Source organism: Stenotrophomonas maltophilia group sp. Smal32, assembly GCF_030237085.1.
GTDB lineage: Bacteria > Pseudomonadota > Gammaproteobacteria > Xanthomonadales > Xanthomonadaceae > Stenotrophomonas > Stenotrophomonas maltophilia_Q.
Window position 1 is genome coordinate 20900 of record NZ_JASJSI010000011.1, and the last position, 16814, is coordinate 37713.

General features: G+C 67.6%; 18 protein-coding genes. 13 read left to right on the forward strand and 5 right to left on the reverse strand.

The features are described from left to right. Positions 1-33: 33 nt before the first annotated feature. The 7 genes from QRO91_RS04435 (at position 34) to QRO91_RS04465 (ending at position 6849) form a co-directional block, all read left to right on the forward strand. Positions 34-1776 (forward strand): diguanylate cyclase, encoded by a 1743-nt coding sequence (locus QRO91_RS04435; protein ID WP_049430016.1) that lies wholly within the window; start codon positions 34-36, stop codon positions 1774-1776. Positions 1777-2005: 229 nt separating this feature from the next. After that, the gene (locus QRO91_RS04440) at positions 2006-2437 is read left to right on the forward strand and encodes a pyridoxamine 5'-phosphate oxidase family protein (RefSeq protein WP_180849188.1); all 432 of its coding nucleotides are present in this window, start codon (positions 2006-2008) and stop codon (positions 2435-2437) included. 94 nt (positions 2438-2531) lie between these two features. Then, positions 2532-3116 (forward strand): NMCC_0638 family (lipo)protein, encoded by a 585-nt coding sequence (locus QRO91_RS04445; RefSeq protein WP_049430014.1) that lies wholly within the window; start codon positions 2532-2534, stop codon positions 3114-3116. A 184-nt stretch (positions 3117-3300) separates the two neighbouring features. Beyond that, positions 3301-3768 carry a DUF2975 domain-containing protein gene (locus QRO91_RS04450; RefSeq protein ID WP_049430053.1) on the forward strand — a complete coding sequence of 156 codons (468 nt, stop codon included), beginning with the start codon at positions 3301-3303 and terminating at the stop codon, positions 3766-3768. After that, positions 3768-3992 carry a helix-turn-helix transcriptional regulator gene (locus tag QRO91_RS04455; RefSeq protein ID WP_010483459.1) on the forward strand — a complete coding sequence of 75 codons (225 nt, stop codon included), beginning with the start codon at positions 3768-3770 and terminating at the stop codon, positions 3990-3992. Before QRO91_RS04450 ends, QRO91_RS04455 begins: the two co-directional genes overlap by 1 nt. Before the next feature lie 43 nt (positions 3993-4035). Beyond that, positions 4036-5577, forward strand: a complete 1542-nt coding sequence (locus QRO91_RS04460; protein WP_049430013.1) for a TerC family protein — start codon at positions 4036-4038, stop codon at positions 5575-5577. Between the two features lie 135 nt (positions 5578-5712). Further along, positions 5713-6849, forward strand: a complete 1137-nt coding sequence (locus tag QRO91_RS04465; RefSeq protein ID WP_049430012.1) for a metallophosphoesterase — start codon at positions 5713-5715, stop codon at positions 6847-6849. 136 nt (positions 6850-6985) lie between these two features. Here QRO91_RS04465 and QRO91_RS04470 read toward each other — a convergent pair whose 3' ends face one another. From QRO91_RS04470 to QRO91_RS04490, 5 genes are all read right to left on the reverse strand, one after another. Continuing rightward, positions 6986-7624, reverse strand: a complete 639-nt coding sequence (locus QRO91_RS04470) for a ferric reductase-like transmembrane domain-containing protein (RefSeq protein ID WP_049430011.1) — start codon at positions 7622-7624, stop codon at positions 6986-6988. Between the two features lie 85 nt (positions 7625-7709). Beyond that, positions 7710-8444 (reverse strand): DUF2063 domain-containing protein, encoded by a 735-nt coding sequence (locus QRO91_RS04475; protein WP_049430010.1) that lies wholly within the window; start codon positions 8442-8444, stop codon positions 7710-7712. Further along, the gene (locus QRO91_RS04480; protein WP_049430009.1) at positions 8437-9282 is read right to left on the reverse strand and encodes a DUF692 domain-containing protein; all 846 of its coding nucleotides are present in this window, start codon (positions 9280-9282) and stop codon (positions 8437-8439) included. Before QRO91_RS04480 ends, QRO91_RS04475 begins: the two co-directional genes overlap by 8 nt. A 57-nt stretch (positions 9283-9339) precedes the next feature. Continuing rightward, positions 9340-9816, reverse strand: a complete 477-nt coding sequence (locus QRO91_RS04485; protein ID WP_049430008.1) for an EF-hand domain-containing protein — start codon at positions 9814-9816, stop codon at positions 9340-9342. Positions 9817-9916: 100 nt separating this feature from the next. Then, positions 9917-10561 (reverse strand): DoxX family protein, encoded by a 645-nt coding sequence (locus tag QRO91_RS04490; protein ID WP_049430007.1) that lies wholly within the window; start codon positions 10559-10561, stop codon positions 9917-9919. Between the two features lie 342 nt (positions 10562-10903). On the opposite strand from QRO91_RS04490, the gene QRO91_RS04495 reads away from it, so the two are divergent. The 6 genes from QRO91_RS04495 (at position 10904) to QRO91_RS04520 (ending at position 16812) form a co-directional block, all read left to right on the forward strand. After that, complete coding sequence (locus tag QRO91_RS04495) at positions 10904-11698, forward strand: alpha/beta fold hydrolase (protein ID WP_049430006.1); 795 nt, start codon at positions 10904-10906, stop codon at positions 11696-11698. A 3-nt stretch (positions 11699-11701) separates the two neighbouring features. After that, a complete protein-coding gene (locus QRO91_RS04500; protein WP_049430005.1) occupies positions 11702-12247 on the forward strand; it encodes a redoxin family protein in 546 nt (181 codons plus the stop codon). 57 nt (positions 12248-12304) lie between these two features. Then, positions 12305-13045 carry a response regulator gene (locus QRO91_RS04505; protein ID WP_049430004.1) on the forward strand — a complete coding sequence of 247 codons (741 nt, stop codon included), beginning with the start codon at positions 12305-12307 and terminating at the stop codon, positions 13043-13045. Then, positions 13042-14355 (forward strand): HAMP domain-containing sensor histidine kinase, encoded by a 1314-nt coding sequence (locus tag QRO91_RS04510; RefSeq protein ID WP_049430003.1) that lies wholly within the window; start codon positions 13042-13044, stop codon positions 14353-14355. Before QRO91_RS04505 ends, QRO91_RS04510 begins: the two co-directional genes overlap by 4 nt. Positions 14356-14460: 105 nt before the next feature. Then, the gene (locus QRO91_RS04515) at positions 14461-15474 is read left to right on the forward strand and encodes a hypothetical protein (protein ID WP_049430002.1); all 1014 of its coding nucleotides are present in this window, start codon (positions 14461-14463) and stop codon (positions 15472-15474) included. A gap of 78 nt (positions 15475-15552) precedes the next feature. Continuing rightward, the gene (locus QRO91_RS04520) at positions 15553-16812 is read left to right on the forward strand and encodes an MFS transporter (protein WP_049430001.1); all 1260 of its coding nucleotides are present in this window, start codon (positions 15553-15555) and stop codon (positions 16810-16812) included. The last annotated feature ends 2 nt before the right edge of the window (positions 16813-16814 follow it).

The following is a 16814-nucleotide window of genomic DNA, read 5'->3' on the forward strand; positions in this document are numbered from 1 at the left end:
TTACAGTGAACTGCACGTCAGGGGAAAATTCGCATGGCCGGCAAGGCATCGCCCATCGGGTTGCGGACCTGGGTCTGGATCCTGACCGGGCTGTTCGTGGTCTGCACCTTGCCCTTGATGGCCATTGCCCTGGTGCAGGGCACGCTGCGCTACAGCGGTGCCGAGGACAACCTGGCCAGCCTGCGCCAGCTGCGACAGACCTTCGATCTGGCCAACTTGGTGTCGGCCGAGCGCGGCCCGGCCAACAGCCTGCTCGGCGCCGACCCCCACGATGCTGCCGAGCAGGCGCGGCTTGGCGCCCAGCTGGCAGCGGCGCGCAGACGCGTGGATGCCGCGATGCTGCAGCTGGACACGGTGTTCAAGGCTGGCCCGGGCGTGGTCGACGAGCAGGGGTTGCTGGCCGACGCACGACGCCGGTTGCACTCGGCACGTGCCGCTGTCGACCGGGTTGTGGCACGGCCGCATGATGCGCGCCAGGTGGAAGAGGTGGAGCGTGCGATCAACAGCATGTTCGCCGTGGTCGATCGCCTGCATCGGCTCACCTCGGCGCAGATCAATGTGCTGGTCAGCGCCGATCGCGAAGCGGCGATTCCGGCGATGCAGGGCCAGGTACTGATCGACCTGCGCGAACACGGTGGCCGCTTGGCCTCGAACGTGATGGCACCGGTTGCGGTTCCCGGGGCGTGGCGTGACGAGCAGGTGCGGGCCGCATCGCAGACGGAGGGACGCCTGCTGGAGCTCTGGCGCTTGGCGGGCAGCCATGAGTCGGTGTTCCGGAGTGACCCGGCGCTGTCCTGGCACTGGGACATGGCGCGCCGCCAGTTCTTCGGCGAATCGCTGCCGATGATCGAGCAACTGATCGAAGACGGTCGCCGCGGCCTGCCGCCGCCATGGACCGCCGCGGAGTTCACCCAGCGCTACGTGCCGACCCTGCAGTCGCTGGAAGCATTGCGCGATGGCTACCTGAGCGTGTCCATCGCCCGCTTCGAACGCACCCGCAACCGTGAAGCGACGCGCCTGGTAGTGCTGGTGGCGACGGTGCTGGGTACGCTGCTGGTGCTGGGCGTGGCCCTGCGCATTGCCCACCGGCAGATCCTGCGGCCGCTGCTGCAGGCGCAGAAGCAGGTGATCCAGCTCGCCACGGATGCACCTGGCCCGGAGCAGCATGTCACCCATCCGCTGGCCGAGATGCAGCGCCTGTTCGACGCCATCGAAGTACTGCGTGAGAAATCGCGCGAGCGCTCGGCACTGACCAGCGAGCTGCGCCAGCTCGCCGGCACCGACGAGCTGACCGGACTGTTGAACAGGCGCGCGCTGGATGAGGTGGTGCAGCAGAGACACGCCGGAGGCGATGCAAGCGCCGTGGTGATCCTGCTGGATGTGGATCGCTTCAAGGCGATCAACGATGGCCATGGCCATGAAGCCGGCGACGAAGTGCTGGTGCAGGTGGCGCAGTTGCTGCAGCACCACCTGCGCCGCAGCGACAGCATCGCCCGCTATGGTGGTGAGGAGTTCCTGGTGCTGCTGGCCGACGGTGATCTGGCCGGTGGCCGCCAGCTGGCCGAGTCATTGCGATTGGCCCTGCAGCAGATGGACTTCGCGCTGGCCGGTGGCACCGTGCTGCGGGTGACCGCCAGTTTCGGCGTGGCCGAGGGCGGCACCGACGCGCTGGGCTGGCGCACCCTGCTGCGTGCCGCCGATGCGGCCATGTACCGGGCCAAGGCGCAGGGGCGCGATCGGGTACGGGTCGCGGGTGGCGGTCGCATCACGCGCTGATGGCACGCGTCAGCCAATGCGTGCATGCACCCGTCGCAGCGTCTGCAGGATCGCCCGGCGCGCGATGGGGCGTGCAGCTGCTGCAAACGCAGGTGGGGTGGTGAGCAGCGCGTCACGCACGCGCCACGCGCCCTATCTCGCTTTCTGTGAAGAAGCCGACATTGACCTTCCACGCTTCGGTCACCACTCTGCGCAGACGCTGGGATTTAACTTGATGAAGGACGACACCATGACCCAGCTCACACTGCCCGAACTGGCCAAGAAGATGGCCGACATCGATTTCACCATGCTGCAGACCCGCGCCGGCGGAGAAATTGCCGGTCGTCCGATGAGCAACAACGGTGACGTGGACTACGACGGTGACAGCTGGTTCTTCACCACAGAAGACACCGACATGGTGCACGAGATTGAGGCTGACCCCGCCGTTGCGCTGGGTTTTTCCGGCAGCAGGTCACTGCTGGGCAAGCCGCCGTTGTTCGTGCACGTGCAGGGAAGGGCGGCGCTGGTTCGCGATCGCGCTGTGATGCGCGCGCACTGGGTGAAGGATCTTGAGCGCTGGTTCGAGCAGGGCGTGGATACACCGGGGCTGGTACTGATTCACGTGCGCGCCAGCCGCATCCACTATTGGGATGGCGAGGACCAGGGTGAAATGGCAGTCTGACCCGGCAGCGGGAGGCTGGTGGCCATCGCGGCCATTGCGCGGCGCGCCAGGCCTTTGCCATCCTCCCTGCTGTTTTCCGTAGCGTGGAATCCCGATGCGTCCTGCGTTCTTCTGGCTGGCTTTGGCCCTGCTGCCCACCCTGGCGGTGGCGCAACCCGCGCGTACGCCCAAGGCCAAGGCCCCGGCGCAGGATCCCTTCAGCGAGCTGTTCGACACCGCCTGCATGCAGCACATCGGTGCCCCGGCGCGGTTGCAGTCGCTGATGGAATCCAATGGGCTGTCGCCGCTGCAGCCCGCCGAAGCCGCCACGCTGTTGCAGGGGCAATCGGGCGTGGCGTGGATGGTGCCGCTGGCCAGTGGCCGTTATGCGGTCAGTTGGGCCGATGATGGCACCTGCACGGTCTACGCCGAAAAGGCCGATGCGGCGGTGGTGCAGAAGGGCTTCGCGCGGCTCGTGCAGGCAGCGCCGAAGCCGTTGCAGGTGCGGTCGCTGCCGGGACGTGGGCCGCTGTCGGCCGATCAGGTAGCCATCCAGTACGGCTGGGCCACGCCGGGGCAGGGCAAGCTGCAGGTGCGCTTCCGCCTGGTCACGCGGCAGGCCGCCGATGCGGGCGTGCAGGCGATGGCCTCGGCGACGCCAGGTGAAGCGATGCTGGAGCAGGGCGCACCCGGGTCCTGACAGGAACCGCGCCTGCGATTCAGCCTTTCACGCGGGATGTGGTATATCGTTTATCGATAAATCCACTCCGGGGCGGCGAGGCCACCCCAATGCCGGAGGCCGCTTGACCGCTCGTCCCGCCCGCGCCAGACCCGCGCGAGGCTTGTTCACCCTGGCCCAGGCCGCCGTACAGGCCGTCCGGGCGATGTGCTGGCTGGGCATCCTGGCCGCACTGCTGGCGGTGCCGCTGGTGGCCCACGACCGCCGCTGGCTGCTCGACAGCGTGCACGACAGCGCCGCCGCCGCCGCGCACGGCAACGACCTGTTCCTGCACTTCTGCCTCGGCCTGGGCGCGATCGTCGCGCTGCTGGTGCTGTGCCTGCTGTTCCTGCGCCATCTGCTGCGGCTGCTGAAGTCGGCGGAGCGCGAGCGGCCGTTCACCCACGCCAACGCGCAGCGCCTGCAACGCATGGCGTGGTTGATGCTGGCGATGGAGCTGCTGTCGATCCTGATCGGCGCTTACGCGGCCTGGATGGGGCCCGACTTCAGCTGGATGGAGGTGGGCGGCGGCATGTCGATCACCGGCCTGGTGGCGGTGCTGATGCTGTTCGTGCTGGCGCGCGTGTTCGCCGTGGGCGCAGCGATGCGCGATGACCTCGATGGTGTCATCTGATGGCGATTGTCATCACCCTGGACCGCATGCTGCAGGAACGGGGCATGACCCTGTCCGAGCTGGCCGGGCGCATCGACATCACCCTGGCCAACCTGTCGATCCTGAAAACCGGCAAGGCGCGTGCCATCCGCTTTTCCACCCTGGATGCGATCTGCCGTGAGCTGCAGTGCACGCCCGGTGATCTGCTCGGGCATGACCCGACGCAGGCGCAGGACGCTGACTGAGTGCTTTCCCTTTTTCCCTACCTACTGACGAAACGGACCTGAAATGGAATGGTTGGCTGACCCCTCGATATGGATGGGCCTTGCAACCCTGGTCGTGCTGGAGATCGTTCTCGGCATCGACAACCTGGTGTTCATCGCGATCCTTGCCGACAAGCTTCCGCCGCACCAGCGTGACCGCGCGCGGGTGATCGGCCTGGCGCTGGCCCTGCTGATGCGGCTGGTGCTGCTGGCCGCGCTGGCCTGGATCATGAAGCTGACCGAGCCGCTGTTGACGCTGTTCGACCACAGTTTCTCCGGACGCGACCTGATCCTGCTGGGTGGCGGCCTGTTCCTGCTGTTCAAGGGCACCATGGAACTGCATGAGCGGCTGGAAGGCCGCCAGCACGAGGACAATGGCAAGAAGGTCTACGCCAGCTTCGCGATGGTCGTGGCACAGATCGTGGTACTCGACGCGGTGTTCTCGCTGGACTCGGTGATCACTGCGGTCGGCATGGTCGACAACCTGGGCGTGATGTACGCCGCGGTGACCATCGCGATGGCATTGATGCTGGTGGCCAGCAAGCCGCTGACCCGCTTCGTCAACAAGCATCCCACGGTGGTGGTGCTGTGCCTGGGCTTCCTCCTGATGATCGGTTTCAGCCTGGTGGCCGAGGGCCTGGGCTACAAGATCCCGAAGGGCTACCTGTACGCGGCCATCGCCTTCTCGATCCTGGTCGAGGCATTCAACCAGTGGGTACGTTTCAACCGCGAGCGCAACGAGCGCCGCCAGCCGTTCCGCCAACGTACTGCGGATGCGGTGCTGCGCATGCTGGGCGCGCGCCCGACCAATGGCCACGACGACGAAAGTGCTGACGAACACGTCGATGCCGAAGAGCGCCTGCAGCCGGCCGAGCACGAGATGATCCGCAGCGTGCTGGGGCTGGCGGATCGCCCGGTGTCGAGCGTGATGACCGTGCGCGCCGACGTGCAGTGGATCGACCTGGCGCGTGGACAGGACGACGTGGTGGCACGCCTGGTGGCATCGCCGCACACCCGCCTGCTGGTCGGCGATGGTGATCTGGACAGCCTGTGCGGTGTGGTGCAAAGCCGCGACCTGCTGGCCGACCTGCTGCAGGGCAAGCCGCTGCAGCTGGAAGGCAACCTGCGTGAGCCGCAGTACGTGCTGTCCAGCGCCAGTGCGCTGCAGGCGCTGGAACTGATCCGCCAGCACCCGGTGCCGTTGGCGGTGGCGGTGGACGAGTACGGCAGCGTGGAAGGCCTGGTGACGGCCAACGACCTGCTGGCGGCGATTGCTGGTGATCTGGTCGATACCCAGGACGAGCGCTATGGCGTGGTCGCGCAGGGGGAAGGCCAGTGGGAGGCCGATGGTGCCTTGACCCTGGACGACCTGCAGCGACTGGCCGGCGTGTCGCTGCCGCGCAGTACCGACTACATGACCATCTCCGGCCTGGTGCTGGAACAGTTGGGTCGCCTGCCGGACATCGGTGATGCGGTGGACGTGGCCGGCGTGCGCATCACCGTGCTGGCGATGGAAAAGCGCCGCATCGCCCGCCTGCGGTTGGAGCGCCTCGACCAGCCGTTGTAGAGCCGAGCCCATGCTCGGCTCCGCGGATGCAGCCGGGCATGCGCTCGGCTCTACATTCAAAGCAGCGCAGCATGGCTCGGCTCTACACAACACGGCCCGCAACCGTCACCATGGCGGGCCCGCTTTCCTTCCCGGATGGTTGCAGTGCTGAGTACGATCGGTTTGTTGATGGGCCTTTATGTGGCCTGGCGCCTGTTCTGGCCGCTGCGCATGCCCATCTGGATGAAAGTCGTGCTGTCACTGCTGTTGGTGGGCGTTGCCGTGCAGCTGCGCATCGTCGCCATGTTCTGGGGCACGATGGCCTCGCCCGAGATTCCGAAACTGGCCATCGCCACGCTGGCCACCGGCTCCACGGCGGTGTTGCTGCTGGCGTTGCTGATGCTGGCGCTGGACGTGAGCCTGCTTGCTTCCCGCCTGCTGCGCTGGCCACGCGCGGTAGCCGCATTGCGCACGCGGAGTCTGCGACCGGCGGCCGGCTTGCTGGCCCTGCTGGTCAGTGGTTATGGCATCAGCCATGGCATGGCGGTGCCCCAGCCTCGGCAGATCGACGTGGCGATCAAGGATCTGCCGGCCGCGTTCGACGGCTATCGCGTGCTGCAGCTGACCGACATCCACGCCAGCCGCCTGCTGACCGGTGACTGGGTGCGCAGGGTGGTGGACCAGAGCAACGCACTGACGCCGGACCTGATCGTGATCACCGGCGACCTGATCGACGGCAGTGTCGAGGCCCGCCGTGACGACGCGCGTCCACTCGTGGACCTGCGGGCGCCGGACGGCGTCGTCGCCATCACCGGCAACCACGAGTATTACGCGCAGTACCAGGCGTGGATGCAGGCGTTTCGCGCGCTGCACATGCAGGTGCTGGAGAACAGCCACATGCAGGTGCGGCGTGGCGATGCGGCGCTGACCATCGCCGGTGTCACCGACCCGGTGGCGGCACGCTACGGCCTGCCGCTGCCGGATATGGACGCTGCATTGGCTGGCGCCGATCCCTCCGCGCCGGTGATCCTGCTCGATCATCGCCCACGCAATGCGCGTGAGGCCGCTGCGCGCGGTGTGAAGCTGCAGTTGTCCGGGCATACCCACGGCGGCCAGATCATCGGCATGGACCAGCTGGTGAAGCGGGCCAACGGTGGCTATGTCTCCGGGCGTTACGAGGTGGACGGGATGACCCTGTACGTGAGCAATGGCGCTGGCCTGTGGGCCGGATTCCCGGCACGCATCGGCGTGCCTTCGGAAATCACCCTGATCACCCTGCGCCGCGCCCCGTGATCTGAAGTGGGGTCAGATCCCTTTCCGCGAGGAATTCGCTGTCTATCGTGCTGGGATCCCTCTGTAGAGCCGAGCCCATGCTCGGCTGAACCAGAGGCAGCCAAGCATGGGTTCGGCTCTACAGGTAACCGCCTCCTCAAGAACTCCGCAGCGGCGGCCGCGCATGCGCATTGCGCCGCAGCGACTGCGCCCGCTTGGCGATCGCGCGCACCACGACAGCGGTGAAGAGCAACGCGGAGGGCACCGCGTACCCGAAGTTGCCGGGCACGCGCTTGAAGTACGAATAGGTGAACACTGCGGCGATGATCCACATGCCGGTCACGTGCAGGCGACGCCACGCGGTGGGGCCCATGCGGCGGGCGATGCCACGATGCGAGGTGATGGCCAGGGCGAGGATGGCTACATAGCCGATCGTGCCCGGCAGGTTGGCCAGGGCCGAGCGCGCCGGCCAGAACGCGGGGTTGAGGATGCCGAAGGCGGTGATCGCCACCGCATGCAGCAGGTGCGAGAACGCGAACGACAGGCCGACGATGCGACGCTCGCGCAACAGGAAGCGGGTGACCGGGCCGGGCAGCAGGCTGGCGAACGAGGAGGCGGTGAAGGCGGCCAGGAACAGCAGGAACGATGTGCGTGCCGTCACCCGGATCGCCGTGCGGCTGCCCTCGACCACGTCGGGCTGCAGGGTGAATGCCGCCAGTGCGAATGCGATCAGGACCACGGCGATGGCCACGAACAGGCGCCAGCCGTGCAGGAAGGAGGTATTGGAAACAGCCATGATCAGACCTCGAAGAATGGAGATGGGGGGGCACTGGCCTCTGGCCGGCCAGGGAGTGGGTAGTGCCGGCCGCTGGCCGGCACCTTCAACAGTCGCTAGGCACCACCAGCACGCCGGCCGCGCACAGCTCGCCCAGCAGCGGAATGCAGGCTGTGCGCAGTTCGTCGGCGGCCACGCCATGCAGATCGGCCAGTACCTGCAGCGCGTCTTCCGCACGGGCGCCGTCATCGCCGAACGCCGACAGCAGCGCATATGCCAGCGGTGAAAGTTCCTGCACCTGCAGGCTGAAGTCACCCAGGCGTCGCAGCAGCAGCAACGTCGGCATCGCGGTAGGCGCGCCGTTCTGGCCGGCGTCCTCATGCACAGGCCACTGGTAGCCCAGCACCCGCACCAGTGGAGACAGCGCCAGCACGCTGCCTGCCTGTGGCGCATGCAATGGCTGCTGGCCGGTGTCCCGCGCTTCAATGTGCAGTGCCTGCTGCGTGCTTTCGTAATGCGCCAGTTCCGCCACCCAGCCCGGCAGCGCGAGGTCTGCCTGCACGCCCAGCCACGCGGCGAATTCGCCGGCGATCTGCGGGAACAGTGGGGTATGGCAGGCATGCCGCGCGTAGTAGTGCTCCACGGTGTCGCGCCAGCAGGCATCACCCAGTTGCGCCTGCAGGCGCGGCAGGCTGCCTGCCAGCAGGCTGTCCAGGCTGTCGATGCAGAGGCGGCGGTAGACCGCCATCCGCCGTGCATCGATGCCCTCAGGCGCGGGCATCGATGGGTCGCGTACATGGTCGGCCCAGCGCTGCTGCAGGGTGGCCAGCGGCTCAGCCATGGGCCACCTCGGGCAGCAGCACATCGGCCTGCGCGTGGCGGATCTGCTCGACCTCGGCCAGCAGCTCGGCCAAAGGCGGGAAGTTGAAATCGCGCTCCAGCAGGGTGGGGTGGACGCCGACACGTGCATAGGCCTCACGCAGCAGCGCCCAGACCACGCCTTTCACTGGCGCACCGTGGGTATCGATCTTGAAGCCATCGTCCTCGTCGAAGTGGCCGGCCACGTGCAGCGAGGCGACGCGATGCGCCGGCACGCGGGCCAGGAAATCGAAGGCGTCGTAACCGTTGTTGCAGGCGTTGACGAAGACGTTGTTGACGTCCAGCAGCAGGTCGCAGTCGGCTTCGGCGAGTACGGCGTTGATGAAGTCGATCTCGCTCATGTCCGCACCGGCAACGGCGTAGTAGGAGATGTTCTCCACGGCGATGCGTCGGCCCAGCATGTCCTGCACCTGGCGGATGCGAGCGGCAACATGGTGCACGGCCTCGGTGGTGAACGGCAACGGCAGCAGGTCATAGACATGGCCACCGGCGGCGCAGTAGCTCAGGTGTTCGCTGTACAGCTGCACCTGGTGCAGATCGAGGAAGGCGCGCGTCTGTCCCAGCAGCGTGCGATCCAGCGGATCCGGACCGCCCAGCGACAGCGACAGGCCGTGGCAGGTCAGGCGATGGCGCTCACTCAACTGGCGCAGCGCCGCGCCGTGGGCACCGCCAACCCCGATCCAGTTGTCCGGCGACACTTCGAGGAAGTCGATGGCATTGGCCGGCATCGCCAGCAGTTCATCGATCAGGCCACGGCGCAGGCCGAGACCAGCGCTGGCGGAAGACAGGGGCAGGGACATGCGACGGTACTCCAGGGCAGTGGCGCCGCCGCAAGGGCGGCGCCGGGTGGGGAACGATCAGTCGTTGACGCGGGAGAACAGGCCCTTCGGCATCGGCTTGCCGTTGGCGGTGTAGACACTGCGCAGGTAGTCGTGCGCTTCCTGTTCGCTGATGTAGCCGTCGTGGTCGGTGTCGATGCGGTCGAATTCGGCGGCGCGCTTGGCCGCCACGGCGTTGAACTCGGCACGCGAGACCCGGCCGTCGTGGTCTCGGTCGGTGCGGGCAAACGAGGCGTCGCCGCACTTGCCTTCGCCACACTGGCCTTCGACCACCTTGGCCTTGCCGGCAGGCTTGCCGGTGGCAGCCTTGTTGGCGCCGCACTTGCCTTCACCACACTTGCCTTCGGCGGCGGCGCTCATCGCCACGGCACCGATGGCCATTGGCTGGATCGCGGCGGCCTGGCCAGCCAGCAGCAGGCCACCGGCCAGGGCGATGCCGATGGCGCCGATGCGCGGCAGACGGGAAGCAGCGGTGTTCTTGGTCGAGACGGACATGATGATGACTCCTTGGGATTGGCACGCAGGGCGTGCGGGATGGACGCCGCCTGAAGGCGACGGAAACGAAGGGAAGAAGCGCGGGAAGGGGCGATGCGGATCAGGCGTTGCGGCGACGGCGCAGTACGTAGCCCAACAGCAGGGCGCCGCCGAGCAGCGCGCCACCGAAGCCGACGCCGGGCAGCAGCGCGGCGACCGGCAGCAGCAGGGCGATCAGGCTCACGCCCCAGCCGAGACCGTCGTTGCCCGCCGTGGGGCGCTGCGGGCCGGCCAGCAGGTGGTCCAGGCTGAGCGCACCGCCGCCGTTGAGGATCAGTGGGAGCAGCATGGCCAGGAAGAGCAGCGGCAGCTTGAAGTTGCCGTAGCCCTGGTCGGTGATCGCATAGCCCTGCCAGAGTTCGCCCAGGCCGTTCCACTGGTCGGGCCAGTGCACAGCGGCGATGGCAACAAGGGTCAGCACCCAGAAGATGTAGGCCACCGAGCGCGTGGCCAGGCCCAGCAGCAGCATTACAGCGCCCACCAGTTCCAGCCAGGTGGCCAGCTGCCAGTTGAGTGACGCAGGCAGGGTGGAGAACGGGAACGGGAAACGCCCTTCCAGGTCGGCGAACCAGTTCTGGCCGGCCAGCTTCTCGCGGCCGGATTCAAAGAACTCCCAAGCCAGCAGGATGCGCAGCGCCAATGGCGAGAGCCAGCGGCCGACGGCGTCCAGGCGGGGGGTAACGACGGAAGAGGCAGTGCTGATCATGGTGGTGTCCTGCGGGCCAGTGGTCGATGGAGGCCATTTCAGTCGGCGCAGGTATCGGCAACGTGTGCCGTTGCCCGGGGTTTTGTCAGCGACTGTGGCCGCAGCCCGGGTTTCGTACAGTCGGATACAAAGACGATGCGTGGATGCACATCGGGGCGTTGCGCGCACGCGTGCGGGGAGCCTGATCCACCCGGTAGCACCCAGCAAGGACCGGCGCGCGAATGTATCCCACTGTAGAAACCCGCCTGCGCCCTACAGTCCGGTACAACTCCGCGCCGTGGAGAAACAGCGCCGATACACCGGCAGATGGAAATGGCCACTCCCAACACCGGAGTGCCACCCATGATCCGTACCTCGTTGCTTGCCGCTGCTCTCGCCCTTGCCGGCGCCGCCGCCCCCGCCTTCGCTACCCAGGCCGATACCGCTGCACCGCCCACCGTCATCCTGGTGCACGGCGCCTTCGCCGATGGCTCCAGCTGGAGCAAGGTCATCAGTACCCTGCATGACTGGAAGCTGCCGGCGGTGGCCGTACAGAATCCACTCACCTCGTTGGCCGACGATGTCGCCGCCACCCGCCGCGCGATTGCCGCCGCGCCCGGCAAGGTGGTGCTGGTCGGCCACAGCTGGGGTGGCACGGTCATCACCGAAGCGGGCAATGACCCGAAGGTGCAGGCGCTGGTGTACGTGGCGGCCTTCGCGCCGGATGCAGGGCAGTCTTCGGCGCAACAGGGCGAAGGTTTCCCGGTCGGTCCGGGCTTGGCGCGACTGCAGGAAAGGGATGGCTACCTGACCTTGCCGGCGGATGCCATCGCCCAGGACTTCGCGCCGGACGTGATGAAAAAATCGGCCGCATTGCTGTACAGCACGCAGGTCCCGTTGAAGGCCAGTGCACTGGGCGAGGCGGTGAACGTTGCGGCGTGGCGCAGCAAGCCGAGCTGGTACGTGCTCAGCCGCGATGACCGCATGCTGTCGCCACAGCTGCAGGCCGCGACCGCACGTCGCATCGGTGCACAGCTGCAATCGATCGGCAGCAGCCATGTGTCGCTGCTTTCGCATCCGGCGCAGGTGGCCGACAGCATTCTGGAAGCGGCAGGGGTGAAGCCGGCGGAACTGCCGCTGGCCGAGCAGGGTGGCTGAGCGATGGCCGCACTGCGAGGGTACGCATTGCCGCTGTTGTTGGGCCTGCTGGGCGGAGCGGCGCTGTTGCTGGCATGGCCCGGCGCGGATGCCGGTGCGCAGCCGCTCGCTGCAGCACCGATGGCGGGGTTCGACGGTGGCGGACCCTGGCACAACAGCCCACCGCTCACACTGAAGCAGTTGCAGGGGCAGGTGGTGCTGGTCGAGTTCTGGACCTACACCTGCAGCAACTGCCTCAACGTGGCGCCCTACGTCCACCAGTGGCATACGCGATACGCGCCGCAGGGCCTGAAGGTGATCGGCGTGCACACGCCGGAATTTGCCTATGAAGGGCTGCCCAGCAACGTGCGCAGGGCCATCACACGGTTGGATATCACCTGGCCGGTGGTGCAGGACAACCAGTACCGGATCTGGAATGCCTGGGGCAACCGCTTCTGGCCGGCGCTGTACCTGCTCGACCGGCAGGGGCGGGTGGTCTACCGCCATTACGGCGAGGGCGACTACGCACGTACCGAAAGCGAGATCCAGCGCCTGCTGCCCAGCCCCTGAGCCGCGCTACCATGGCCGCGCAGCGCGGCCCTGACCGCCGTCTTCATCGAGAACGCAATGAACCACGTACCGCACATCCTGGTCGTCGACGATGACAGCGAGATCCGCCAGATGCTGGCCGACTACCTGCAACGCAGCGGCCTGCGTGTCAGCCAGGCCGATGGCGGCCGTGCGATGCGCGCGCTGATGGATACCCACGCGGTGGATCTGGTGGTGCTGGACGTGATGATGCCCGGCGAGGACGGGCTGAGCCTGTGCCGCAACCTGCGTGCCGGCAAGCATCGCGCGGTGCCGGTGGTGCTGCTGACCGCCCGCGACGATGAAACCGACCGCATCATCGGCCTTGAAATGGGCGCCGATGACTACGTGACCAAGCCGTTCTCCTCACGCGAACTACTGGCGCGCATCAATGCGGTGATCCGACGCACGCAGATGCTGCCGCCGAACCTGCAGGTGAGCGAAGCCGGCCGCCAGTTGGCCTTCGGCGACTGGCGCCTGGATACCACCGCCCGCCACCTGCTGGATGCGCAGGACACCGCCTATCCGCTCAGCGGTGCGGAATTCCGCCTGCTGCGCGTGTTTCTCGACCACGCCAACCGCGTGCTCAGCCGCGACCAGCTGCTCAGCCTTACCCAGGGCCGTGATGCAGAACTGTTCGATCGTTCCATCGATCTGCTGGTCAGCCGCGTGCGCCAGCGCCTGGGCGATGACGCGCGTGAGCCCACCTACATCAAGACCGTGCGCAGCGAAGGCTACGTGTTCAGCGTGCCGGTGCAGTTGCTGGGGCCGGACGAATGAATATCACCGCACGCCGCCCACGCTGGCCGCGCACGCTGTCGGCGCGGCTGCTGCTGGTGCTGCTGGGCGGACTGGCGCTGGCCCACGCACTGTCGTTCGGCCTGCTGTTCTTCGAACGCGACCAGTCCACCCGCAGCATGATGCTGCGCAACCTCGACGAGGATGTGGCCGTGAGCGTCGCGTTGCTGGAACACCTGCCCGCAGACCAGCGCGCGGCCTGGGTGCCGCGGCTGGAGCGGCGCACCTACCGTTACCTGCTGCGCCCGGTTGCGGCCGGACCCGGGCTGCAGACCGATCGCGCACGCCAGGTCACCACGGTCATCGATGACAGCCTGCAGCACCGCTATCCGTTGCAGGCGCGCCAGGTGGCTCGCCTGCCGGAGCGGTTCGAGGTGGAACTGCGCCTGCACGACGGCACCCCCGTGACCATTGAAGTCACGCCGTCGGGGCTGCCGCTGGCGCGTTGGTTGCCCGCCGTGCTGCTGGTGCAGCTGGCGCTGCTGCTGGTGTGCGCGTGGCTGGCGGTGCGCCTGGCCATGCGGCCGCTGCAGCAGCTCTCGCATGCGGTGGAGCATCTGCAGCCGGGCAAGGACGGGCCGGCACTGCCTGAAGATGGCCCTGCGGAAGTGGGCGGCGCGGCGGCCGCGCTCAACGCACTGCAGGCACGCATTCGTGGCCATGTCAGTGAGCGCCTGCAGATCCTGGCCGCGATCTCGCATGACCTGCAGACCCCCATCACGCGCATGAAGCTGCGGGTGGAGGCCCTGCCTGAAGACAGCACCCAGCAGCGGCTGCTGGCCGACCTCGACCACCTGGGGCAACTGGTGCGTGAGGGCGTGGCCTATGCGCGCAGCAGCCACGTCGCCAGTGGCGAGCCAGTGGCGATGGACCTGGGCGCATTCCTGGCCAGTGTGGTCGGCGACTACGAGGACATGGGCAAGCCGGTCAGTGGCGGTGCGCCCGCTGGACTGGTCGTGCAGACCTGGCCGCAGCCGCTGCGACGGGTGGTCGGCAATCTGGTCGACAACGCACTCCGCTACGCCGGTGCCGCCGAGATCGAGGCCGGCCGTGATGACGCCGGCAGAGTGTGGATCTGCATTTCCGACCGTGGCCCTGGCATTCCCGAGGACCAGCTGCAGGCAGTGCTGGCGCCGTTCCACCGGCTGGAAAGCTCACGCAATCGCGATACCGGCGGCACTGGCTTGGGCCTGGCCATCGCGGTGCAGCTGGCGCAGTCGCTGGGCGGCTCGCTGCGGTTGCACAACCGCGAGGGTGGCGGCCTGCGGGCGGAGCTGCAGCTGCCGGGGTAACTGGCGGGACCAGAGCATCCACACATAACGCGGATCCATGGCAATCCTGCACGGCTCCGGGATCGGCGATCATCTGCAGGGAGTGTCGAAATCAGGAAACACGCAATGCAGGGAACGCAGCATTCAATCCGGCGTCCGCGCCACGTCGCGCTGCTGGCAGGTCTACTCGTGCTGGCGGCCTGCCAGCGCACACCGGATGCACCAATCGAGGCACCCGTAGCGGGCACAACCCTTGCCGCCCCGGCCACCGCAACAGACCTCTCTCCGTTGCTGGATGCGCTGCCGACCTGTGCGCTGGACGGCTGGTATATCGACCCTCAGGCCGATCGCCCGGTCCATCCCTGGCTGGCCGCGAACGCGCCGAAACCCTGCAAGGTGGACGAGGAAAACGAGATCGCCACGTTCTGCATGCGTGGGCAATGGAAGGGATTGCCGGTGGAGGAGGTGATCCTGCCGACGATGACGCTCGTTTCGTTCCGCGGGGCGAAGATCGGCCTGCCGTTGGAGACCGCGCGCGTGATCGTTCACCAGCGCTTCGGCCGGGACTTTCCGGGTGGTACGGCTTACGAGCAGGGCCGGGAGCCGAAGCTGATGGCCGATCCCGAGGATGCACAGCGCTCGTGGCTGCTGTGCAGCACACCGGAACCGGGAGACGACCTGGGCAGCCAGGCAGGCGTGAGCTATTCGGGCATGAACCTGCCCTACGACCACAACGGGTGCAGCTATCGCTACAGCCCGGTCGATTTCTGCGATGCGCAGCACGTGGCGCGCATCGAGGAAGCCCTCAGGAACGAGACACCCAACTTCAACCAGCACTACCTGCTGGTGCAGGTCGATGATCGCCCCGAGTTCTTCCAGCGCTCGGTGGTACTGATCGACACCCGTACCGGACGCGCCACGCCATTGCCGATCGATGCTTTCACCGGGCCGGCGGGGAAGGGCGGAGACGCTACCCGCTATGGGACCCTGGACACGGGCGTGGACCAGCAGCAGTTCTGCCTGGATGGCGCGTTGCTTGTCTATCGCGCGTTTGAGGAGGGGCGGTTCTGCTTCGGCTTTGACGGTGAGCGCTTCACCGGGCATGAAACCCAGTACATGCAGCCGATGGATGGCCGATGACCGGCATTTCACCCCGGCCGTGACACCCTGCCTGGCACCTGCACCCACGGGAACGAGGCTGTTGAAGGCGAACACGCAATGACCGCGGCGCGGCAGCGCTCGATGTGGGTGGCCGGCCTGTCCACGGTAGTGGAGTGGTACGACTTCACCCTGTACCTGTACTTCGCCACGGTGCTGTCGCGGGTGTTCTTCGGCGGTGGCGAGCAGGCGCTGCTGGTGACACTGGCCGGCTTTGCGGTGTCCTACCTGATGCGCCCGCTGGGCGCGCTGTGTTTTGGCCATCTGGGCGATCGGCTCGGCCGGCGCTGGATGCTGCTGGCGTCGATGGCGTTGATGGCAGCGGCGATGCTGGCTACCGCGCTGCTGCCGACCGCCGCCACCGCCGGCGCCACCGCCGGCGTGCTGCTGCTGGTGCTGCGCTGCGTGATGGCGTTTTCGGTGGGCGGCGAATACACCGGCGTGGTGGCCTACCTGCTGGAAAGCGCACCCGTGCGGCGACGAGGCCTGGTGACCTCGCTGGCATCGGCCGCCAGTGAAGTGGGCGCGCTGCTGGCGGTGGCGATTTCCGCGCTCACGGTCGCGCTGCTGCCCGCCGCGCAGCTGGACAGCTGGGGGTGGCGCATTCCGTTCTTCGTCGGTGCCGCGCTGGCGCTGGTGATCCTGGTCGCGCGCTCGGGCATGCACGAATCGCCCGAGTTCGAGCGCCAGCGGCGCGAGGGCAGCATTCCCGCCACGCCGTTGCGGCATGTGCTGCGCAACCATCCGGCAGCAGTGGCGCGCACCTTCGCGATCTCGGCGCTGGGTTCGATCACCTACTACGTGGGCATCACCTACGTGCCGGCATTCCTGCATGCGCAGGGCCACGACGAAGGCGACGCGCTCTGGTTGTCGACGATTGCGGCGGTGGCGGTGATTGCGATCACCCCGCTGTGCGGCGCCTTGTCCGACCGCGTGGGGCGCCGGCCGATGCTGCTGGGCCTGACGTTGCTGGCGGCGCTGCTGCCGCTGTCGCTGTTTGCGTGGATGGCGCAGGCTTCGGTGTGGGGCATCGCGCTGGCCGCGGTGCTGCTGGCCTGCGTGGCCGGTGGTGTAAGTGCGGTCGCGGCCCCGGCCACGGCCGAGCAGTTCCCGGGCGAAGGCCGGGTCAGCGGGTTGGCACTGGGCGTGACCATGGCCACCGCGGTGTTCGGCGGCGCGACACCGTGGCTGGCGCAATGGTGGGTGGAACGCAGCGGCTGGGCGGCGGCGCCGGGCGCGATGATCGCGCTGGTGGCGGTGCTGGTGCTGCCGGTGCTGTGGACCCTGCCCGAGACCGTCCCGGGCAGGGCCAGACGCTAGCC